The sequence below is a fragment of the Bacillus sp. SG20033 genome (assembly GCF_044570195.1).
Lineage (GTDB): Bacteria > Bacillota > Bacilli > Bacillales > Bacillaceae > Bacillus > Bacillus subtilis.
Genome location: NZ_CP172606.1, coordinates 2,091,945 through 2,111,258 on the forward strand (window position 1 = coordinate 2,091,945; position 19,314 = coordinate 2,111,258).

A 19,314-nucleotide genomic window follows, 5' to 3' on the forward strand; every position below is an offset into this window, starting at 1 on the left:
AGTGATAGTAGGGCTTATAGTGCTTAATATGAATGATGTGAGAGGGGTATCCAAATGCAAATTCATCTCACCAAAAGCGGAAAACAAGACAATCATCATAAATGGTTAGGAACTGTCTTGCTCAGTTGGGGAACATTCGTATTTGCTTTGTTTTTTGCTACTTTAGTCGGTTCAATGGCTAGCCAAGCAGGAGCTTCCAAGCTTTTGAAGCAAGGCATCCAAGCAGGTTTAGTCACATTAATAACTGTCCCGTTGCTCTACATTCTTCTTAAACGGATGTCTAGTAGTCCCTTTTATTCTATAGGACTGTCTGGGTGGAGGCAAGCTATTCCGAAAGCCATTATGGGAGCAATGTATGTGATTGTATTATCCGGATCTGGTTTCGCCATCGCCCATTTATTAGGCTGGATCAAAATTACACAATTTCACTTCTCTGTCCATTTAGTGACAGCATTGCTCTTAAATATGATTATCGCTTTCTTTTATGAAGCTTTTCCAGAGGAATTAACTTTTCGTGGGACGGTGTACTATGCTCTAAATAAGCGTTTGAACTGTTTTATGGCCTTACTCCTACAATCAATCCTGTTTGTGCTTGCACCAATAATTGTAAGTGGTTTACAATATATAGCTGGAATTGAATCACCTGCTATCACATTAGATTACATCGTTTTATTGTTGACTTTTGGATGCATCCTTCAACTCCTGCGTATTGTAACAGGAAGCTTATGGACGTCTATCGCTTTTCATCTGGTCTTTCTCGAAAATTCTCGGTTCTTCGTCCTGCAGGGGGAGGAGCGCTTTATTACCTATGAAGAAATTGTTCCGGGAACAGGTTCGCTGTTTGTGATCTTTTTTATGTTGCTTATTGTCGGTACTCTACTCTTAATACCTGTTGCGATAACTCGCCGAAATACTATTCAATGGCGGAAGAATGAGAAATGCGACCAAGATGTTTAATTTCTAAGTAGAACAGTAGTTTTAAAGTGATTTTAAGGAGGATCTAGACAATGTTGAAGAAGCATTCATGATGAAAGATTAGTAGATTTTGATGCTCAAGGTGGAAACCATATTAGTGTTTATTTAGTTACTCACTTTGAGTTATCTGATCAGTCGTATAAAGATGTATTAAGCTTTAATGATGATCTTTTGGGTATGAAGCATAATTGTTCGTATGCAATGGATATTCTAAGCGTTAAAGAGGAATTTGATTTCGATTTTCCATTTAATATGCTTGCAATAAAAAGCTACGTACAAGAATTAATAAAAATGTTAGGGATTGATATAACTCTGCCTGAAATGAAAGAAAGAGATTTTGACAAACTTTCTCAAGACTAAATAAAACTACGATTTTAAAGAGAACGGAGACTTGCTTTCAATATGAATGTTAAAAAAGCTGCAGCTATTTTTTCAATCACGATTCCAATTATCTCAGCTATCTTAATTATTAATTTTTTTACGGGAGTTATGTCAATTCCATGGCAAGGAATGCCGGTGTTTTTTCCATTATTACTTTCTCCTATAGGAATCATTTTAGCGTTCGTTTCACTAAAGACAAATAAACGGTGTGCTGTATATGGGATTGTCTTAAATGCCATTATGTTTCCCTTTCCTTTTTTCTGGTTTATCGGAGGGACTTTGTTATTTGGAGTTTAAAATCCGTTAAGCATTACGCTTATACATTGGTATTTTCGAGCTTGTCAAAAGAAGGAATAAAAAAACTTTAGAATTGCTTGGCTTTACTTTATGTTGAAAGGGGTCGAGTAAGGTGAATAGGAAAAAGGATGAAATACAAAGAAAATATAGGGAACAAATGAGGGAGAAGAAAGAACGAGAAAAAGAAGATGGCAGTTCACATACTTTTGAAATTGTTGTTGTGCTAGCCATTATCATTTTGATGTTTTTCTTTAATTCAGTTTTCAAGGCTTTTTAGATATTGTACAGATGACTTTCAGGATGTTTGAAAAAATAACCCTTTGAGATATATACCACATGAAAGTATTGAAGGACTTATGAAAATTCAAGAGCTAGTTGAATCGTAATAATTAATCACCAAATAATGGGGATGTAAAATGAAATTGTATAATGAATTTATCAATATAGCTAAAACGTTTAATAAAGAGTTAGACATAATTCCATTATTATATGGATCTTTAGGTCTTGAAAAGGTAACTGGGTTAGACTTTTCCCCAGAAGATATTGATATCCTTATTCCTTTAATTTTTTTAGAGGAAAAGTGGGAAAAACTAAAAAAAGTGATGGAACTGCATGGATACAAAATGGTTGATTTACATGAGCATGAATTTAAGAAAACTAATACAAAAATAGGCATTGCTTACATTGAGGATTTAAAACCATTTGCAGATGTAGACTATAATAACCTAGAGGTTTTTGAAGATGGCGGAGCGAAATATCATTTGCTAACGATTGATGATTACCTCAAGGTTTATAAAAAGTCTTTATTAGATGGTTATAGAAGAAGGAAGAAGAATCATAAAGACCAAAGTAAAATTAACATATTGAATAAATTAATACGGAATTAATTTTTGTATTCTCTTTTGTTTCCAGTCTCAATTAAAATTTTTAAGATTAAAATAAGTTTGAAAGGATAAATCATAGTGTTTAACACAGCCATTAATCCTCAGACAGTCAAATAGCCATTTCTACTCCGGTTGAAAGCGTCTCAATTTTTGCTTCTTATTTATCTTTCCTGTATTGATATATGTATGTAGGGTAGGACTTATAACATAAACTATTCTGCCATTCCTGTTCTTTCAATTCATGACCGGGTTTGCCATCAGCATAAATCTAGGCTAACAGTCTCCATACAGCCTGTGATCACCTTTATCAAACTCTTAAATGCAACTTACCACTAACCAATTCTTATTTCGCATAGATCATCTTTGTCATGTGTTTACACAAGAATCTGTTTTGGACTAATCGTCGTTAACTGATACATGACATTCGCAAATATTTGAGACACTGAATATAACGAAACAGTCAAAAATCAATATTTAATTCATTCTGTTTAAACTTTCTGAAAAAGATGTTGAAAAAGTTGAAAGGATTTTATAATATTAAGTCAAGTTAGTTTGTTCGATCAACAAACTAATAAGATGAACTTTTATTATCCACAAGATAAGGTCTTACTGAATATGGATGGAAGGGGGATAAGAGGATCGATTTAATGGAGCTAAACAATATAAGAAACGAAAGAATGAGGCTTTTATCCTTTTCCAGGTATATAAGGTATGACGAAAAAAGATGAATTTTCTGCTTGCTGATCACCATATTTTTTTGCACTGTTTTGAAAGCGCTTTTATAAAAGTTTACTGACCGTAAATTCGAGAAATTGTTATACCGTTTCACACTGTTCCATATTAAAGGATCGAAAAGGGGAGAAATCATGCTCAGTGAAAATGTAAAGAAGATTAGCATGGTTGAAAAAGTTGGATATGCGTCTGGAGATTTTGCTTGTAATTTAATTTATGCAACAGTGTCTACGTATCTTTTGTTCTTCTATACAGATGTATTTGGTTTATCGGCAGCAGCAGCCGGTACTATGTTTTTAGTGGTTAGAATAATCGACGCTCTCGCTGATCCTTTTATCGGAACAATAGTTGACAGAACGAACAGCAGATTTGGACGCTTTAGACCGTATCTTTTATTCGGAGCTTTTCCATTTGTCATACTGGCAATACTCTGTTTTACAACACCAGACTTTACGGATATGGGGAAATTAATATATGCCTATATGACCTATGTTGGCTTGTCGCTTACATACACTACGATAAACGTTCCATATGGCGCGTTAACTTCTGCAATGACTAGAAATAATCAAGAAGTGGTTAGTATAACATCAGTTCGTATGTTATTTGCGAATCTTGGGGGACTTGTCGTTGCATTTTTTGTTCCCTTACTGGCTGCATATTTAAGTGATACTTCTGGCAACGAATCTCTTGGCTGGCAATTAACAATGGGTATTTTGGGAGTGATAGGCGGGTGCCTTTTAATCTTTTGTTTTAAAAGCACAAAAGAGCGGGTCACTCTTCAAAAATCCGAAGAAAAAATTAAATTTACGGATATATTTGAGCAGTTTCGTGTTAATCGTCCACTTGTTGTATTAAGTATTTTCTTTATTATTATTTTTGGAGTGAATTCCATCAGTAATTCGGTTGGCATTTACTACGTAACGTATAACTTAGAAAGAGAGGATTTGGTGAAGTGGTACGGTTTGATAGGAAGTTTGCCCGCTTTGGTCATTTTACCGTTTATTCCAAGGCTTCATCAATTTTTGGGGAAAAAGAAATTACTAAACTATGCATTATTACTGAATATTATCGGCCTCTTAGCTTTACTGTTTGTTCCGCCAAGTAATGTTTACCTCATACTTGTCTGTCGATTAATCGCTGCTGCTGGAAGTCTCACTGCCGGGGGATATATGTGGGCGCTTATTCCTGAAACAATAGAATATGGAGAGTACAGGACTGGGAAAAGAATGGGTGGGCTCATTTACGCTATCATCGGATTTTTCTTTAAGTTTGGTATGGCCTTAGGAGGAGTTGTTCCGGGTCTGGTTCTTGATAAGTTTGGATATGTAGCAAATCAGGCACAAACCCCAACGGCATTAATGGGGATTTTAATTACAACAACCATTATTCCCGTGTTCTTGCTGGTTCTAGCTTTAATTGATATTAATTTCTATAACTTAGATGAGAAAAAATATAAAAACATGGTTCGAGAATTAGAGAATAGAGACAAAGTTTATTGGGATCATATTGATGATTTCAAAGCTTAAAAAAGAAAATAAACTGAGGAGGAGTCCCAAATGAAGATTACCAATCCAGTACTTAAAGGATTCAATCCCGATCCAAGTATTTGTAGGGTAGGAGAGGATTATTATATCGCTGTATCTACATTTGAGTGGTTTCCGGGAGTCCAGATACACCACTCAAAAGATTTAGTAAATTGGCACTTAGTTGCACATCCATTACAGAGAGTTTCACAATTAGACATGAAAGGAAATCCAAATTCAGGTGGGGTTTGGGCACCATGTTTAAGCTATAGTGATGGGAAGTTTTGGCTGATCTATACGGATGTTAAGGTAGTAGATGGCGCATGGAAAGATTGTCACAATTATTTAGTTACTTGTGAAACGATTAATGGTGATTGGAGTGAGCCGATTACATTAAATAGCTCGGGGTTTGATGCTTCTTTGTTCCATGATACGGATGGAAAAAAGTATTTATTAAATATGTTATGGGATCACCGTATTGATCGGCACTCATTTGGAGGAATTGTTATACAGGAATATTCTGATAAAGAGCAAAAATTAATCGGTAAACCAAAAGTTATATTTGAAGGAACGGATAGAAAACTGACAGAAGCTCCGCACCTTTATCATATCGGGAACTATTATTATTTATTAACTGCAGAAGGAGGAACACGGTTCGAACATGCTGCTACAATTGCCCGTTCTGCAAATATTGAGGGGCCATATGAAGTTCATCCCGATAATCCAATCTTAACGTCATGGCATGACCCAGGAAATCCATTGCAAAAATGTGGTCATGCATCCATTGTTCAAACACATACAGATGAGTGGTATTTAGCTCATTTAACGGGACGTCCTATTCATCCTGACGATGATTCAATTTTTCAGCAGAGAGGATACTGTCCTTTGGGCAGAGAAACAGCTATTCAAAAACTTTACTGGAAAGATGAATGGCCCTATGTAGTAGGTGGAAAAGAAGGAAGCTTGGAGGTAGATGCACCTTCTATACCCGAAACAATATTTGAAGCAACGTACCCGGAAGTTGATGAATTTGAGGATTCAACATTAAATATAAATTTTCAAACTTTAAGGATTCCATTCACGAATGAATTAGGTTCATTGACTCAAGCGCCAAATCATTTACGATTATTCGGTCATGAATCATTGACCTCGACATTTACTCAGGCATTTGTAGCCAGACGCTGGCAAAGTCTCCATTTTGAAGCCGAAACTGCTGTTGAGTTTTATCCGGAAAATTTTCAACAAGCCGCTGGATTGGTGAATTACTACAATACAGAGAACTGGACGGCTCTTCAAGTCACGCATGATGAAGAACTTGGCCGCATTCTTGAATTAACAATATGTGACAACTTTTCTTTTTCACAGCCATTACACAATAAAATTGTTATTCCTCGTGAAGTAAAGTATATATATTTAAGAGTAAATATTGAAAAAGACAAATATTATTATTTCTATTCTTTTAACAAAGAAGATTGGCACAAAATTGACATAGCACTGGAATCGAAAAAATTATCAGATGATTACATTCGTGGGGGAGGATTCTTCACAGGGGCCTTTGTAGGGATGCAATGCCAAGATACCAGTGGTAATCATATTCCGGCCGACTTTAGATATTTTCGTTATAAAGAAAAATAATTTGCACATGAAAAAGGAGATTTCTATTTTAGAACTCCTTTTTCATATGAGAAGGTGCCTATGTCACTATTGCTCCAGAAATACTCCTAGAATAAAAAAACTCATCTTTAAAGATGAGCTGTACATTCCATTAAAATTACATTGTAACCATGTCCAGAAAATGATCAATCACAATGGAGGACATTCCTAATGCCGGTGCATTCTGTCCTAAGGAAGATGGCAATAATTCATAGCTATTGCCTAATTGGGAATAAACCCTTGACGATACTTCACTTCTCATTGAATTTAAAACCATAGGATGCGATTCAATTATGCTATTTCTTAAAATTACGGCCTGTGGGTTGAAAGTATTTAAAATATTGGTAAGGCCTATTCCTAAATAGAATCCAAAATTTTGTAATGCATTTAAGGTTCCGATATCATTCAGATGGGCGAGGTTTATGATATCTTGATAGGACAGTTTTTTCTCTCTGGTCTGAAGAGATTTTAATAAAGCCTTCTCTGAAGCATACAATTCCCAGCAGCCTCGGTTTCCGCAACTGCATTTAGGACCATTAAAGTCTATTGTCATATGTCCCATTTCTCCAGAGAAGCCGCTTACTCCTCTATATAAATGATTGTTGATAATAACACCGATCCCTATCCCTGTGCTGATACTTACGTAAATAATGTTATCGTGATTTTTTGCAGCTCCAAATACTTTCTCTCCATATGCACCAGCATTTGCCTCATTTTCAATAAAAACAGGCACATTGTACTTCTCTTGTATAGAAGATTTTAAGTCAATATCTCTCCAGTTAGAGTTCGGAGTGAAAACAATTTTTTGATTTTTATCAATGAGTCCAGGCACGCAAATACCTATACCAATAAGCCCGTACGGAGATTGGGGCATATGCGTAATAAAGTGATGAATCATATCAATCAAAATGTCTTTCGTTATTTCTGGAGAATTGGATTCCAAATGGCGGTATTGATCAAGAACGATTGTTCCTTCAAGGTCTGTTAAAATGCCATTGATATAATCCACACCAACATCTATTCCTACGGAGTATCCTGCCTTTTTATTAAAAACAAGCATGACAGGTCTTCTTCCGCCACTTGATTGTCCTTGACCTATTTCAAATACCAGATTTTCTTTCATTAACGTGCTTACCTGTGATGAGACAGTTGATTTATTTAATCCAGTCATTTCAGATAATTTTGCTCTTGAAATAGGTGAATTTTTAAGTATTTCTTTTAATAATAACTTTTGATTTACTTTTTTAACAAAGGCTTGATCTGCGATATCCACTTCATCCACTCCATTTGTATAACCTTTAAATTAAGTATGAACATAGTACATAGCGAATCTTATCTTTATTATATCTAATGTGTTCATAAAAAACTAAAAAAAAATATTGAAAATACTGACGAGGTTATATAAGATGAAAATAAGTTAGTTTGTTTAAACAACAAACTAATAGGTAACTTACAAGATGAAATAAAATGCATTTGTATTTGAATGATCATGTTTTGAATTTATTTTTAAGGGGGAAATTACATGGCTCAATCTCATTCCAGTTCAATCAACTATTTTGGAAGCGCAAACAAAGTGGTTTACGAAGGGAAAGATTCGACTAATCCTTTAGCATTTAAATATTATAATCCTCAAGAAGTAATCGGCGGAAAAACGATGAAAGAGCATTTGCGATTTTCTATTGCCTATTGGCATACATTTACCGCTGATGGAACAGACGTTTTTGGAGCAGGTACGATGCAAAGACCATGGGATCACTATAAAGGCATGGATCTAGCGAAGATGAGAGTAGAAGCAGCATTTGAGATGTTTGAAAAACTAGATGCACCATTCTTTGCTTTTCATGACCGGGATATTGCACCAGAAGGCAGTACGCTAAAAGAGACAAACCAAAATTTAGATATGATCGTGGGCATGATTAAAGATTACATGAGAAACAGCGGCGTTAAGCTATTATGGAATACCGCAAACATGTTTACGAATCCCCGTTTCGTCCATGGTGCCGCGACTTCTTGCAATGCAGATGTGTTTGCGTATGCTGCAGCACAAGTGAAAAAAGGGTTAGAAACAGCAAAAGAGCTTGGCGCTGAGAACTATGTATTTTGGGGCGGCCGTGAAGGATATGAAACATTATTAAATACCGATTTAAAATTTGAGCTTGATAATTTGGCTAGATTTATGCATATGGCAGTGGATTATGCGAAGGAAATCGGGTACACAGGGCAGTTTTTGATTGAGCCAAAACCAAAAGAGCCGACCACCCATCAATACGATACAGATGCAGCAACAACCATTGCCTTTTTGAAGCAATATGGCTTAGACAATCATTTTAAATTAAATCTTGAAGCCAATCATGCCACATTAGCCGGGCATACATTCGAACATGAATTACGCATGGCAAGAGTACATGGTCTGCTTGGCTCTGTTGACGCAAACCAGGGTCATCCTCTTTTAGGCTGGGACACGGATGAATTTCCGACGGATTTATATTCTACGACATTAGCAATGTACGAAATCCTGCAAAATGGCGGCCTTGGAAGCGGCGGATTAAACTTTGACGCGAAGGTCAGAAGATCTTCTTTCGAGCCTGATGATCTAATATATGCCCATATTGCAGGGATGGATGCATTTGCAAGAGGATTGAAAGTTGCCCACAAATTAATCGAAGATCGTGTGTTTGAAGATGTGATTCAACATCGTTACCGCAGCTTTACTGAAGGGATTGGTCTTGAAATTATAGAAGGAAGAGCTAATTTCCACACACTTGAGCAATATGCGCTAAATCATAAATTAATTAAAAACGAATCTGGAAGACAGGAGAAATTAAAAGCGATATTGAACCAATACATTTTAGAAGTATAACAGGATAAGCTCCAGATCCTGCTATCAATACCAAGTCACTGAATTACCCGTCATGATTCCTTTCCTATTGCTTGTTGTTATGACGGGTAACTTCTATAATTAGGATTTATTTAGAGTGAATGGTTTTTTAAAAGGGCAAGGAGTGAAAAAATGAAGTATGTCATTGGAATAGATCTTGGAACGAGTGCTGTTAAAACCATTTTAGTTAACCAAAACGGCAAGGTTTGTGCAGAAACGTCCAAAAGGTATCCGCTCATCCAAGAGAAGGCGGGATATAGTGAGCAAAATCCTGAAGACTGGGTGCAGCAAACAATTGAAGCATTGGCTGAATTGGTTTCTATATCCAATGTTCAAGCCAAGGATATTGACGGGATAAGCTATTCGGGACAAATGCATGGATTAGTACTGCTTGATAAAGATCGTCAGGTGTTACGTAATGCAATTCTTTGGAATGATACCAGAACAACGCCTCAATGTGTCCGGATGACCGAGAAATTTGGCGATCATCTTCTTGACATCACAAAAAACCGTGTTTTAGAAGGGTTTACATTACCTAAAATGTTATGGGTAAAGGAACATGAACCTGAACTTTTTAAAAAAACTGCTGTGTTTTTGCTTCCGAAAGACTATGTGCGATTCCGTATGACCGGTGCCATTCACACGGAATACTCCGATGCAGCAGGAACTTTACTTTTACATATTACTCGCAAGGAGTGGAGCAATGATATTTGCAATCAAATTGGTATTTCTGCAGATATTTGTCCTCCGCTTGTTGAATCTCATGATTGTGTAGGGTCGCTGCTTCCGCACGTTGCCGCCAAGACCGGGCTATTAGAAAAAACAAAAGTGTACGCTGGGGGAGCAGATAATGCTTGCGGCGCTATTGGAGCAGGTATCCTTTCTTCCGGAAAAACTTTATGCAGTATTGGGACCTCAGGGGTCATACTTTCCTACGAAGAAGAAAAAGAAAGAGACTTTAAAGGGAAAGTCCACTTTTTTAATCATGGAAAAAAGAATTCTTTTTATACGATGGGCGTCACGCTCGCTGCAGGATACAGCTTGGACTGGTTTAAAAGAACGTTTGCACCAAACGAATCGTTTGAGCAATTATTGCAGGGGGTGGAAGCTATTCCGATAGGAGCCAATGGATTGCTATACACTCCTTATTTGGTTGGTGAAAGAACGCCGCATGCTGATTCTTCTATTCGGGGAAGCTTGATCGGAATGGATGGAGCCCATAATAGAAAGCACTTTTTGAGGGCAATAATGGAAGGTATCACATTCTCTTTACATGAATCAATTGAGCTATTCCGCGAAGCGGGAAAATCAGTTCATACTGTTGTTTCTATTGGTGGGGGAGCTAAAAATGATACGTGGCTGCAAATGCAAGCTGATATTTTCAATGCGAGGGTAATTAAGTTAGAAAATGAACAAGGGCCAGCTATGGGGGCTGCAATGCTGGCTGCCTTTGGAAGCGGTTGGTTTGAATCACTTGAAGAATGTGCAGAGCAGTTCATTCGTGAGGCTGCTGCATTTTATCCAAAGGCACAAAATGTACAAAAATATAAAACACTATTTGATTTATATAAGAACATTTACACTCACACAAAGGATCTCAATACAGCTTTGAAGAGCTTTCGAAAAAACTAATGATGTTATTGTCTGGAGATCAACCGAAAAACAATTAATGATCAATCATCATTAAAGGCCTTTGATGACATGGCTGCCTTCTTTTGAAAAGATGGTGAGAATAAGGTATGGCAACCTTTAAACAGTATTGGAGTGTCCAGCAGACAAAACGAACGAGCGGAACCGTATTCTGTCAGCGAACACTTCAAGAAGTGGGAAAGCTTAGGAATGCCAATGGGTAAGATGTATGAAACCGCGCTAACGACGGTAGAGGGATCTCTTGATTTATGATGAAATAGGAAGGATGTTTACACACAAATAACCCCCTCACATTGACGTGAAGGGGTGTTTTTTATTGTTACTATACAGCGGAAATTTTACAGGCTAGTTGATGATTTTAGCTTGATAAGCAGAATGGAAACTAGACACGCCATCATCTCTTTCTCATTCTTTGGAAACTGCATTCTGCTAGGTTTGCTGCTTTTTTTAACGAACAGTGTTTTTCTATTTCACACAGCCATTAAATCCTCTGTTTGTCACATAACCGCTCTTACTCCAAATTGACAGTTTATCTGATTTTGCTTCTTGCTCATCTAGTCTGAATTGGTCTATGTATTTTGTGTTAGGCTCATATACATATGCTACTCTGGCCAATCCCTCTTTCAATAATGTCTCTTGAACAGATTTGCCGTCAACATAAACGTATGCTAACAGTCTTCCATACTTATCTCTGCGATCGCCTTTATCAAATTCCAGCTGTAGCTTACCGCTGTTGACCAATTCTTTATTTCGTTTCGACGCATCCTCACCGTATGGTTGAACACAAGAATTTGGTTTCTTCGTCTCAGGTGTATCAACGAGCAAGTAGCGAACTGTGTCTTTCTTTCCGTTGTAAATAACCTTAATCGTATCTCCATCTATTGCTCTATCTAATGTAACATTAACCAATTTCTTCTGCTTTTTTGAATGAGGCGTGCCGGCCTTTTGTTCTGTCTGATTATATTCATTAGATTGAGTATCTTGAGAGACTTGCTCCGTCCCATTAGAATCTGAATGGTTTTTGGCTGCGTGATGTGATCCGCAAGCTGCCAAAGTAATACTTAAAACGATTGCGATCATACTGATCAAAATCTTCTTCATATTGATTCCCTCTTTATCATTTTCTCTTTTCGCGATTAAACATCATCATTATAACGATATGGACATTTTTTGTGAATGGAAAATACCCATAACTTCAAGGGAACTTATAACACTTAAATCGCCAATAGTTAACATCCTAATAAGGTGATCAAAACATCACCATCACATAGCGGAAATAAATAATCCTGAAAATAATATTGACTGAAAATGCTTTTGGAATTATGATAATATGAGAAATGACAATAATGTGACAAAAACATTACTACAACATAACAACTAATAGCTTAGGTTTATTCTATTGGCTAAAAATGTAAACGGTTACAAATCCAGAGGCGAAAATCTAAGATAGAGATGACTTTAGTTTTGACTCAATATCCACACTGAAAGAGCTTATTAAGTATTCTTAATAAAGGCAGGGGAAATGGATATGAATGAACATCGAAATCGAAGGTTGAAATTAATAATGATTTCAGCAACTTTTGGAGGGCTTCTCTTTGGATATGACACCGGAGTTATAAATGGAGCTTTACCTTTTATGGCAAGGCCAGATCAGCTTGATTTAACACCGGTTACAGAAGGGCTTGTTACGAGTATTCTTTTATTAGGTGCCGCGTTTGGAGCGTTGTTATGCGGAAGATTAGCGGATCGATATGGCCGCCGTAAAATGATCCTTAATCTTTCCTTTTTATTTTTACTGGCATCACTGGGAACAGCGTTAGCACCTAATGTTTTAATCATGGCGGCCTTTCGTTTTTTACTGGGGCTGGCTGTTGGAGGAGCCTCAGCGATGGTACCGGCCTTTTTAGCAGAAATGGCACCGCATGAGAAGAGAGGGCGTATGGTAACCCAAAATGAACTAATGATTGTTGGCGGGCAATTTTTAGCATATGTTTTTAATGCGATCCTCGGTGTAACAATGGCAAATACGGGACATGTTTGGAGATACATGCTAGTCATTTGTGCTGTTCCGGCTATCATGTTATTTGCCAGTATGCTTAAGGTACCAGAAAGCCCTCGATGGCTAATCACCAAAGGCAAAAAAAGTGAGGCGCTGCGTGTTCTTAAACAAATTCGAGAAGATAAACGTGCGGAAGCTGAATGTAGAGAAATTCAAGAAGCGGTAGAAAAAGATACAACAATAGAAAAGGCATCACTCAAGGACTTTTCTACACCATGGCTGCGCCGTCTTTTATGGATTGGAATCGGTGTTGCCATCGTGAATCAAATTACAGGTGTGAATTCGATTATGTATTATGGCACACAAATCCTTAAAGAATCTGGATTTGGTACAAAAGCGGCTTTAATTGCTAATATTGGAAATGGGCTGATATCAGTTATTGCAGTTATATTTGGGATTTGGCTGGTCGGAAAAGTGAGACGGCGTCCAATATTATTGATTGGTTTGGCGGGGACGACTACAGCGCTCCTATTGATTGCGATTTTCTCAATTGTGCTTGATGGATCTATGGCACTTCCTTATGTAGTGCTTTCTTTGACCGTTTTATTTCTTGCCTTTATGCAAGGGTGTGTAGGACCTGTGACTTGGCTTGTCATAGCGGAAATCTTCCCTCAAAGGTTAAGAGGACTTGGTTCTGGGATAAGTGTTTTTTTCCTTTGGATATTAAACTTTGTGATCGGTTTTGCTTTCCCGATCTTGCTTAGCTCTGTAGGTTTGTTTTTTACATTCTTTATATTTGTGGCTTTAGGTGTATTGGCAATCGGTTTTGTGTACAAATTCATGCCGGAAACAAAGGGGCGTACACTTGAAGAATTAGAAGAGCATTTTCGTTCTCGACACGATCATAATACTCCTGAACAATCAGTTATTGAGGTATAAATATGTTGAAAATCTCTCTTCTTATAGGAGGGATTTTTTTAGTTTCAGAAAAAACAAAATCCCTCTGGTAGAGGGATTTTGATTCAGCATTTTAAGATGTTCTACACGTATAATACTGGAGTTGATACTTTAAAAATCTCGCCATCTCTTATATAAAAACGAGGGATGCGGCGGCTTAATGTAGACACGACTTCATAGTTAATCGTATTGAGCATTTCAGCCACTTCATCAACGGAAATCTCGGCTCCTTTTTGCTTACCGTAAATCACGACTTCTTCTCCTTGTTTACCTTCACCGTTTTCTCCTAAACTGACCATGATCATATCCATTGTTACTCTTCCTGCCACTGGCACTCGTTTTCCGCGATGAAGAACAAACCCGCGATTGGAAAGGGCACGAGAATAGCCGTCAGCATAGCCAATCGGGAGTGTAGCAATGACTTCATTAGGTTCTGCGACGTATGTAGCACCATAGCTAACGGTTCGGGGTTCTGTTCGCATGGTTTTCACATAAGCGATGCGCGCCTTTAAACTTAACGCAGGTTCAAGCTTAACGAGATTTAGTTGTTTAATATAGGCTGAAGGATATAAACCATATAAGCCGATACCTAAACGGATCATATCAGCGCTAAATTCCGGAAATGCGATAGCTGCAGCCGTGTTGCACATATGCACGGTGGGCAGCTCAATCCCCTGTTTTTTTAAAAAGCTGAGAAAACTGATGAATTTTTCGTGCTGCAGCTTTGTGAGTGTTGTGTCAGGTTCATCAGCTGTCGAAAAATGTGTGAAAATCCCTGTCCATCTGAGGAATTTACTTGCCTTTAAGGCTTTCACTACTTCTAAAAGTTCTTCCTTTGTGCGTACACCTAATCGTCCCATGCCGGTATCCACGTTAATATGAATAGCCAGCAGGTTAGCACTCGCTTCTTTTTCCAATATCTCGTTTGCTTCTTTCATCCAATCAACCTGGAATGCTGATAATGTTATATTCCAAGCTGCTGACTTCTTTACACAACTAAGGGATGTAAAACCAAGCACAAGGATAGGTGCTGTAATCCCAGCTTTTCGTAAAACGATTCCTTCCTCCACACTGGCAACAGCGAGTTCACTCGCCCCGTGTTCCAGTGCATGGCGTGCCACTTCTATAGACCCGTGACCATAACCGTTCGCTTTTACGACAGCCATAATTTTGCTCTTATGTGGAATATGACGGCGGATCGCTCGCAAATTCTTTTTAACGGCATCAAGATTGACTTCGATCCAAACTTCTCGGCAAAGCTTTATCATCAACGCTTCCTTCCTTCTTATGGATTATAAATACCACCTATTGCCGCAAGAATAAATGTTAATTGTTGGATGATTCGATCTTATTTTATTCAACTTTATTTGAAATCATTCAACAGCAAATCCATGTGATACGAGAAGGTGCTTATCAATGTTCGAATAATAACAAGTACGGGATACATGAGGCTTGTAAGTGGGGTGTTAATGGGTACGGCGACCGAGGATTACAAAAATGATTATTTGTTTAGGGACATTTTTTTCTAAGGGTAGATGATAACGAGAAATCTAATCAGGAAAAACTTACCGTTCATCAATACAAAGGATACAGGTTAGAATCAGTGTTGTTTGATGTTTGCAGTATAGAAGCACAGAAAAAAGCAAGGAAGTAACAACAACCTTCCTTGCTCCATTGGATTCCTATTAGAGAGCACGCACTTTTGCAAAAGCTTTTATCTTAGCTCCATCATCATTTTGACAACGAATATAATATGTTCCGGTTTTATAGTGTGATACGTCAAGAGTTAGAGTTACACTTTTGCCAGGTTTAACTGTATAGCCGGAAGCGATTGTTCCACCACCTGGTTTTACAATTTTGAATTCAAATGGATTGCTTCCTGTATTCTCAACAAAAACTCTGATTTCGCCATCTTCACTTCCATAATAATCAAAATAAAATTTTCCGTCACCTCTAAACGTTTCTTCCTCCTCTAGTATAATATCGGATTGTGCGGCTGCAAACGCAGAGACTTTTTTAGGTGCGAGGTCAATTGATGCAGCTGAAGCATAAGTAGAGCTTAATCCTGTAATTGAACTAACTAAAATCGAACCTATCACAATTTTCTTAAACACGTTTCTTCATCTCCTATATAAGAAATAAATTACAAAATTATACATTCGATAAAGAGTTGGAAAGACCTTTGGGAAATCCTGTAATTCACAAAAAATACAAAAAGTGTATGTTTATTTCTGGTGAATATTTTATGACGGAGTAAACATGTCATAACATGAGGATGATTAAAGCGTAATCAAGTACGGTCTGAGATAAGCAGGACACTACATATGAAGGCACTGACTGGCTGACTTTTCTCGACAAAGACAAGAGAACAAGAGGGCGTCTATTGTTATGAACATTGGAAGAACCTTTTAAATGAGATGGGTTGAGAAAATTCTGTAAAAGATAATCGGTTGAAAGGCAGTCGATTCCTTGTTCCATAAACCTAACATTAGAGTATATAATTAAACTCGTATTCACAAAAATCGTTTAAGTAAGGGGTATACATGAATAGGGGAGTTAGTTTTCAAATACCGAATGAATATGGAAATTTTCTATGGAGAATACTGCTGCCGGTAGAAATAGCTCATTATAGGTGGCAAACGAGTGGGGAATCTTATTTTGTTGTAGAAGGAGAGCTCGATGATGAGGAGCTTTTTCATGACTACGCAATTGTTGAAGGGGCAGTTTTTGAGCAACAATTAAAAACGAATCATTCTATACCATTTTCGTTGAACTGAAAGCATTTCCATATGGAAAATGGTTAATTAAGTTAATACATATGAAGAGTTTGCTGACAATGATTGCGAACTTGTCCTTTTGATAGCAGATAATAGCTATGTTTCGATTTACTGTAAAAACAAAAAATTCATTGAAAAACTTTACTTCAATGCTTTACAGAATGATTTTGAAGACATTCAATTTATAACTGATGAAAATGACACTAGAACAAGCCTTACTGTATGATAGTCAATAAAAATTAAAGGAGCTAGTACATGACAATGCAAATTAAAATCAAGTATCTAGATGAAACACAAACAAGAATCAGCAAAATTGAGCAGGGAGACTGGATTGATCTTCGGGCAGCTGAAGATGTAACAATCAAAAAAGATGAATTTAAGCTTGTCCCATTAGGTGTTGCAATGGAGCTGCCTGAAGGTTACGAAGCACATGTCGTCCCTCGTTCAAGTACATATAAGAACTTTGGCGTTATTCAAACAAATTCAATGGGTGTTATCGATGAGTCATATAAGGGAGACAACGATTTCTGGTTCTTTCCTGCTTATGCATTGCGTGATACTGAAATTAAGAAGGGTGATCGTATCTGCCAGTTTAGAATCATGAAGAAAATGCCGGCGGTTGAATTGGTTGAAGTTGAGCGTTTGGAGAATGAAGACCGTGGCGGACACGGTTCAACGGGAACGAAGTAGGTAAATAAAAACCTTGGCTGCAATCATGCTGCGTGATCACAATGGAGGTTTCAGCCAAGGTACATATTATCATATGAGGGAATGTAAAAATTATTCAATGTTTATTGATTAAGAGTTATTTTTAATACGATAACTCAATTTTTCATAAAGCATCCTTAAAATGTAAAAGAACCAATACCCTATTAAAGTACCTAGTGTGTTAAGGATTAAATCATCTACATCAAAACTTCTGTAAATTGTTCTTATATACACTGAAAACGTAAGCTGTATTAACTCAATAAACAAAGATATGAAAAATCCAGTTAGCAAGATTCTTTTTACGTTATTTAACTTCGCAAATAAAAGAGGAAACAATAAGCCAACTGGCAGTAATAATATTAGATTTCCTCCAATTGATCTAATTACATAGTATTGCAGACCTTCATGATAAATGTCTAAAAGAAAGTAAAAAGGGATAAAGTTGTTTCCTGATACAAATGGAATATAAGTATCGTCTTTAATATCCTTAATTAAAACAGCATCTATTGGCATAGGGAATAATGTAACACTAATCAAGTTGAAAAAGTAAACCAATAAACAAAAGATAACGATATGTTTATGTATGGGTAGCCGGCCTTTTTTGTAAAGGACTCGTCTTATGAGTGTATAAAATATAAAGCAAAAATAAAGAACCATTAAGTATGGCAAGAGAAAAGCTGAGTCGAGCATAAATACACCACAATTTCCTTTTTAACTCATTTTAACATAAATAGGGAAAAGGGAAGATTCAGATTTCAATAAAAGAATACTTTTATCTAGAATAAAAAAGTAGGACAGGGCAAATAAAAACTACAAATGAAACTAATTTAACGCCAAGTTAATGACTGTTTTCATAAATAAAAAAGCCCCCGGTATGTCGCCGGGGAATAAATAGACGTTTAAGAGATTTAGTGATGTTTTTTATATGATTCGACAAAATCATAATAATGATCATCGTCATCATAATACTTTTTTTCGTAATGATAATCGTGATCATCGTAATACTTTTTATCATGATCATGTTTTTTATCATGGTCATAATACTTTTTGTCGCAATCATAATGTTTTTTATCATGGTCATAATACTTTTTGTCGCAATCATAATGTTTTTTATCATGATCGTAATATTTTTTGTCACAATCATAATGCTTCTTATCATGATCATAATACTTTTTGTAATACGTTTTTTTCCAAGTGTAATACTCTTCTTTATACTTTTTGTAATAACCCAATTAAAGCCCTCCTTTTATTCTAATCGAAATTAATATATGAAGTTTCAATGATATGGTATAGTCAAATGAAATAATAATTGTAAAAAGAGGCTGTTTAAAAACTTTCTGAAAACAAAATGGATAAATTACTTATTAAAATAAGAGCAGGAGAATGGATTCAATTACAATAAATTAGATGAAAGTGTATGGAGAAGAAGAGGGACTTTCAGAAAATGCTGAAGAATATTTGCTTGGTGAAAAGTCAGGAGCTCTATGATATTATTTCTGATGCTGCTTTGGAAGCTCAACAATCAGTAAAACCAGTCAAAACGATTTAAAGAGGGAATGATCTGTTACCAAATACAATAAAAGAAAGTGCAATGATCAAGTGAATGAAATTAGAGAGAATTTATTTTAAAGAAAGCCCAATTGCACATGGACAAATGACAATTGATATTGAGGTAAAATACAATGCATTAAATCAGAAAAAGCTATTGGAGGATTTAATGTGTTTAGACAATTCCCAATTTGGTATACACAAACACCTAACTATTTGAATTTTTATGTGCCGCAATATCAAATCATTTCTTATAATCCTCAACAATGTTATCAACGGTGTATGTACCAAACTGGCGGTAACTATGAGCTATGTGACAGACTATGTTATGGAGAAATACAGGTGTAAAAGA

18 protein-coding genes and 2 pseudogenes are annotated in these 19,314 nt (G+C 36.6%); 14 read left to right on the plus strand and 6 right to left on the minus strand.

Annotated features, from left to right (window positions below; all coding sequences use genetic code 11):
• Positions 1-54: 54 nt before the first annotated feature.
• From ACFVP7_RS10925 to xynB, 7 genes are all read left to right on the plus strand, one after another.
• Entirely contained in the window at positions 55-957 is a 903-nt protein-coding gene (locus ACFVP7_RS10925; protein ID WP_128992890.1) for a CPBP family intramembrane glutamic endopeptidase, read from the plus strand.
• Positions 958-1,020: 63 nt separating this feature from the next.
• Positions 1,021-1,335, plus strand: coding sequence for a hypothetical protein (locus ACFVP7_RS10930; protein ID WP_128992892.1), 315 nt, complete (start codon positions 1,021-1,023; stop codon positions 1,333-1,335).
• A 42-nt stretch (positions 1,336-1,377) separates the two neighbouring features.
• Entirely contained in the window at positions 1,378-1,653 is a 276-nt protein-coding gene (locus ACFVP7_RS10935) for a hypothetical protein (RefSeq protein WP_338733917.1), read from the plus strand.
• A gap of 112 nt (positions 1,654-1,765) precedes the next feature.
• Positions 1,766-1,930, plus strand: coding sequence for a hypothetical protein (locus ACFVP7_RS10940; protein ID WP_042975851.1), 165 nt, complete (start codon positions 1,766-1,768; stop codon positions 1,928-1,930).
• Between the two features lie 139 nt (positions 1,931-2,069).
• The gene (locus ACFVP7_RS10945) at positions 2,070-2,540 is read left to right on the plus strand and encodes a hypothetical protein (RefSeq protein WP_042975853.1); all 471 of its coding nucleotides are present in this window, start codon (positions 2,070-2,072) and stop codon (positions 2,538-2,540) included.
• An 863-nt stretch (positions 2,541-3,403) separates the two neighbouring features.
• Complete coding sequence (locus tag ACFVP7_RS10950) at positions 3,404-4,795, plus strand: MFS transporter (RefSeq protein ID WP_338733922.1); 1,392 nt, start codon at positions 3,404-3,406, stop codon at positions 4,793-4,795.
• Between the two features lie 30 nt (positions 4,796-4,825).
• The gene (gene xynB / locus ACFVP7_RS10955; RefSeq protein WP_338733924.1) at positions 4,826-6,427 is read left to right on the plus strand and encodes a xylan 1,4-beta-xylosidase; all 1,602 of its coding nucleotides are present in this window, start codon (positions 4,826-4,828) and stop codon (positions 6,425-6,427) included.
• A gap of 136 nt (positions 6,428-6,563) precedes the next feature.
• Here xynB and ACFVP7_RS10960 read toward each other — a convergent pair whose 3' ends face one another.
• Positions 6,564-7,718 carry an ROK family protein gene (locus ACFVP7_RS10960; RefSeq protein ID WP_396583238.1) on the minus strand — a complete coding sequence of 385 codons (1,155 nt, stop codon included), beginning with the start codon at positions 7,716-7,718 and terminating at the stop codon, positions 6,564-6,566.
• A 249-nt stretch (positions 7,719-7,967) separates the two neighbouring features.
• Here ACFVP7_RS10960 and xylA point away from each other — a divergent pair, with 249 nt between their 5' ends.
• From xylA to ACFVP7_RS10975, 3 genes and pseudogenes are all read left to right on the plus strand, one after another.
• Positions 7,968-9,305 (plus strand): xylose isomerase, encoded by a 1,338-nt coding sequence (gene xylA, locus ACFVP7_RS10965; protein WP_268554295.1) that lies wholly within the window; start codon positions 7,968-7,970, stop codon positions 9,303-9,305.
• 150 nt (positions 9,306-9,455) lie between these two features.
• Positions 9,456-10,955: a xylulokinase gene (gene xylB / locus ACFVP7_RS10970; RefSeq protein ID WP_396583239.1), complete on the plus strand. Its 1,500-nt coding sequence runs from the start codon at positions 9,456-9,458 to the stop codon at positions 10,953-10,955.
• 104 nt (positions 10,956-11,059) lie between these two features.
• Positions 11,060-11,225: pseudogene (locus ACFVP7_RS10975) on the plus strand (glycoside hydrolase family 11 protein); the annotation flags it as partial.
• 213 nt (positions 11,226-11,438) lie between these two features.
• On the opposite strand, the gene yncB reads toward ACFVP7_RS10975, so the two are convergent.
• Positions 11,439-12,074 (minus strand): endonuclease YncB, encoded by a 636-nt coding sequence (gene yncB, locus ACFVP7_RS10980; RefSeq protein ID WP_017697666.1) that lies wholly within the window; start codon positions 12,072-12,074, stop codon positions 11,439-11,441.
• Between the two features lie 421 nt (positions 12,075-12,495).
• On the opposite strand from yncB, the gene ACFVP7_RS10985 reads away from it, so the two are divergent.
• A complete protein-coding gene (locus ACFVP7_RS10985) occupies positions 12,496-13,911 on the plus strand; it encodes a sugar porter family MFS transporter (RefSeq protein ID WP_338733935.1) in 1,416 nt (471 codons plus the stop codon).
• Positions 13,912-14,012: 101 nt separating this feature from the next.
• On the opposite strand, the gene alr is transcribed toward ACFVP7_RS10985, so the two are convergent.
• Positions 14,013-15,197, minus strand: coding sequence for an alanine racemase (gene alr / locus ACFVP7_RS10990; RefSeq protein ID WP_338733937.1), 1,185 nt, complete (start codon positions 15,195-15,197; stop codon positions 14,013-14,015).
• A gap of 417 nt (positions 15,198-15,614) precedes the next feature.
• Positions 15,615-16,043: an endonuclease gene (locus ACFVP7_RS10995; protein WP_338733939.1), complete on the minus strand. Its 429-nt coding sequence runs from the start codon at positions 16,041-16,043 to the stop codon at positions 15,615-15,617.
• A 429-nt stretch (positions 16,044-16,472) separates the two neighbouring features.
• On the opposite strand from ACFVP7_RS10995, the pseudogene ACFVP7_RS11000 reads away from it, so the two are divergent.
• Together ACFVP7_RS11000 and dutA are read left to right on the plus strand one after the other, a co-directional pair.
• Positions 16,473-16,932: pseudogene (locus ACFVP7_RS11000) on the plus strand (DUF2691 family protein).
• Between the two features lie 29 nt (positions 16,933-16,961).
• A complete protein-coding gene (gene dutA / locus ACFVP7_RS11005) occupies positions 16,962-17,396 on the plus strand; it encodes a dUTP diphosphatase DutA (RefSeq protein ID WP_338733941.1) in 435 nt (144 codons plus the stop codon).
• Positions 17,397-17,504: 108 nt separating this feature from the next.
• On the opposite strand, the gene ACFVP7_RS11010 is transcribed toward dutA, so the two are convergent.
• Complete coding sequence (locus tag ACFVP7_RS11010) at positions 17,505-18,104, minus strand: VanZ family protein (protein ID WP_338733943.1); 600 nt, start codon at positions 18,102-18,104, stop codon at positions 17,505-17,507.
• A gap of 218 nt (positions 18,105-18,322) precedes the next feature.
• Positions 18,323-18,646, minus strand: coding sequence for a hypothetical protein (locus ACFVP7_RS11015; RefSeq protein WP_326353805.1), 324 nt, complete (start codon positions 18,644-18,646; stop codon positions 18,323-18,325).
• A gap of 371 nt (positions 18,647-19,017) precedes the next feature.
• Between ACFVP7_RS11015 and ACFVP7_RS11020 the strand changes: the two genes are divergently transcribed.
• A complete protein-coding gene (locus ACFVP7_RS11020; protein ID WP_273797026.1) occupies positions 19,018-19,182 on the plus strand; it encodes a hypothetical protein in 165 nt (54 codons plus the stop codon).
• Positions 19,183-19,314 lie beyond the last annotated feature (132 nt).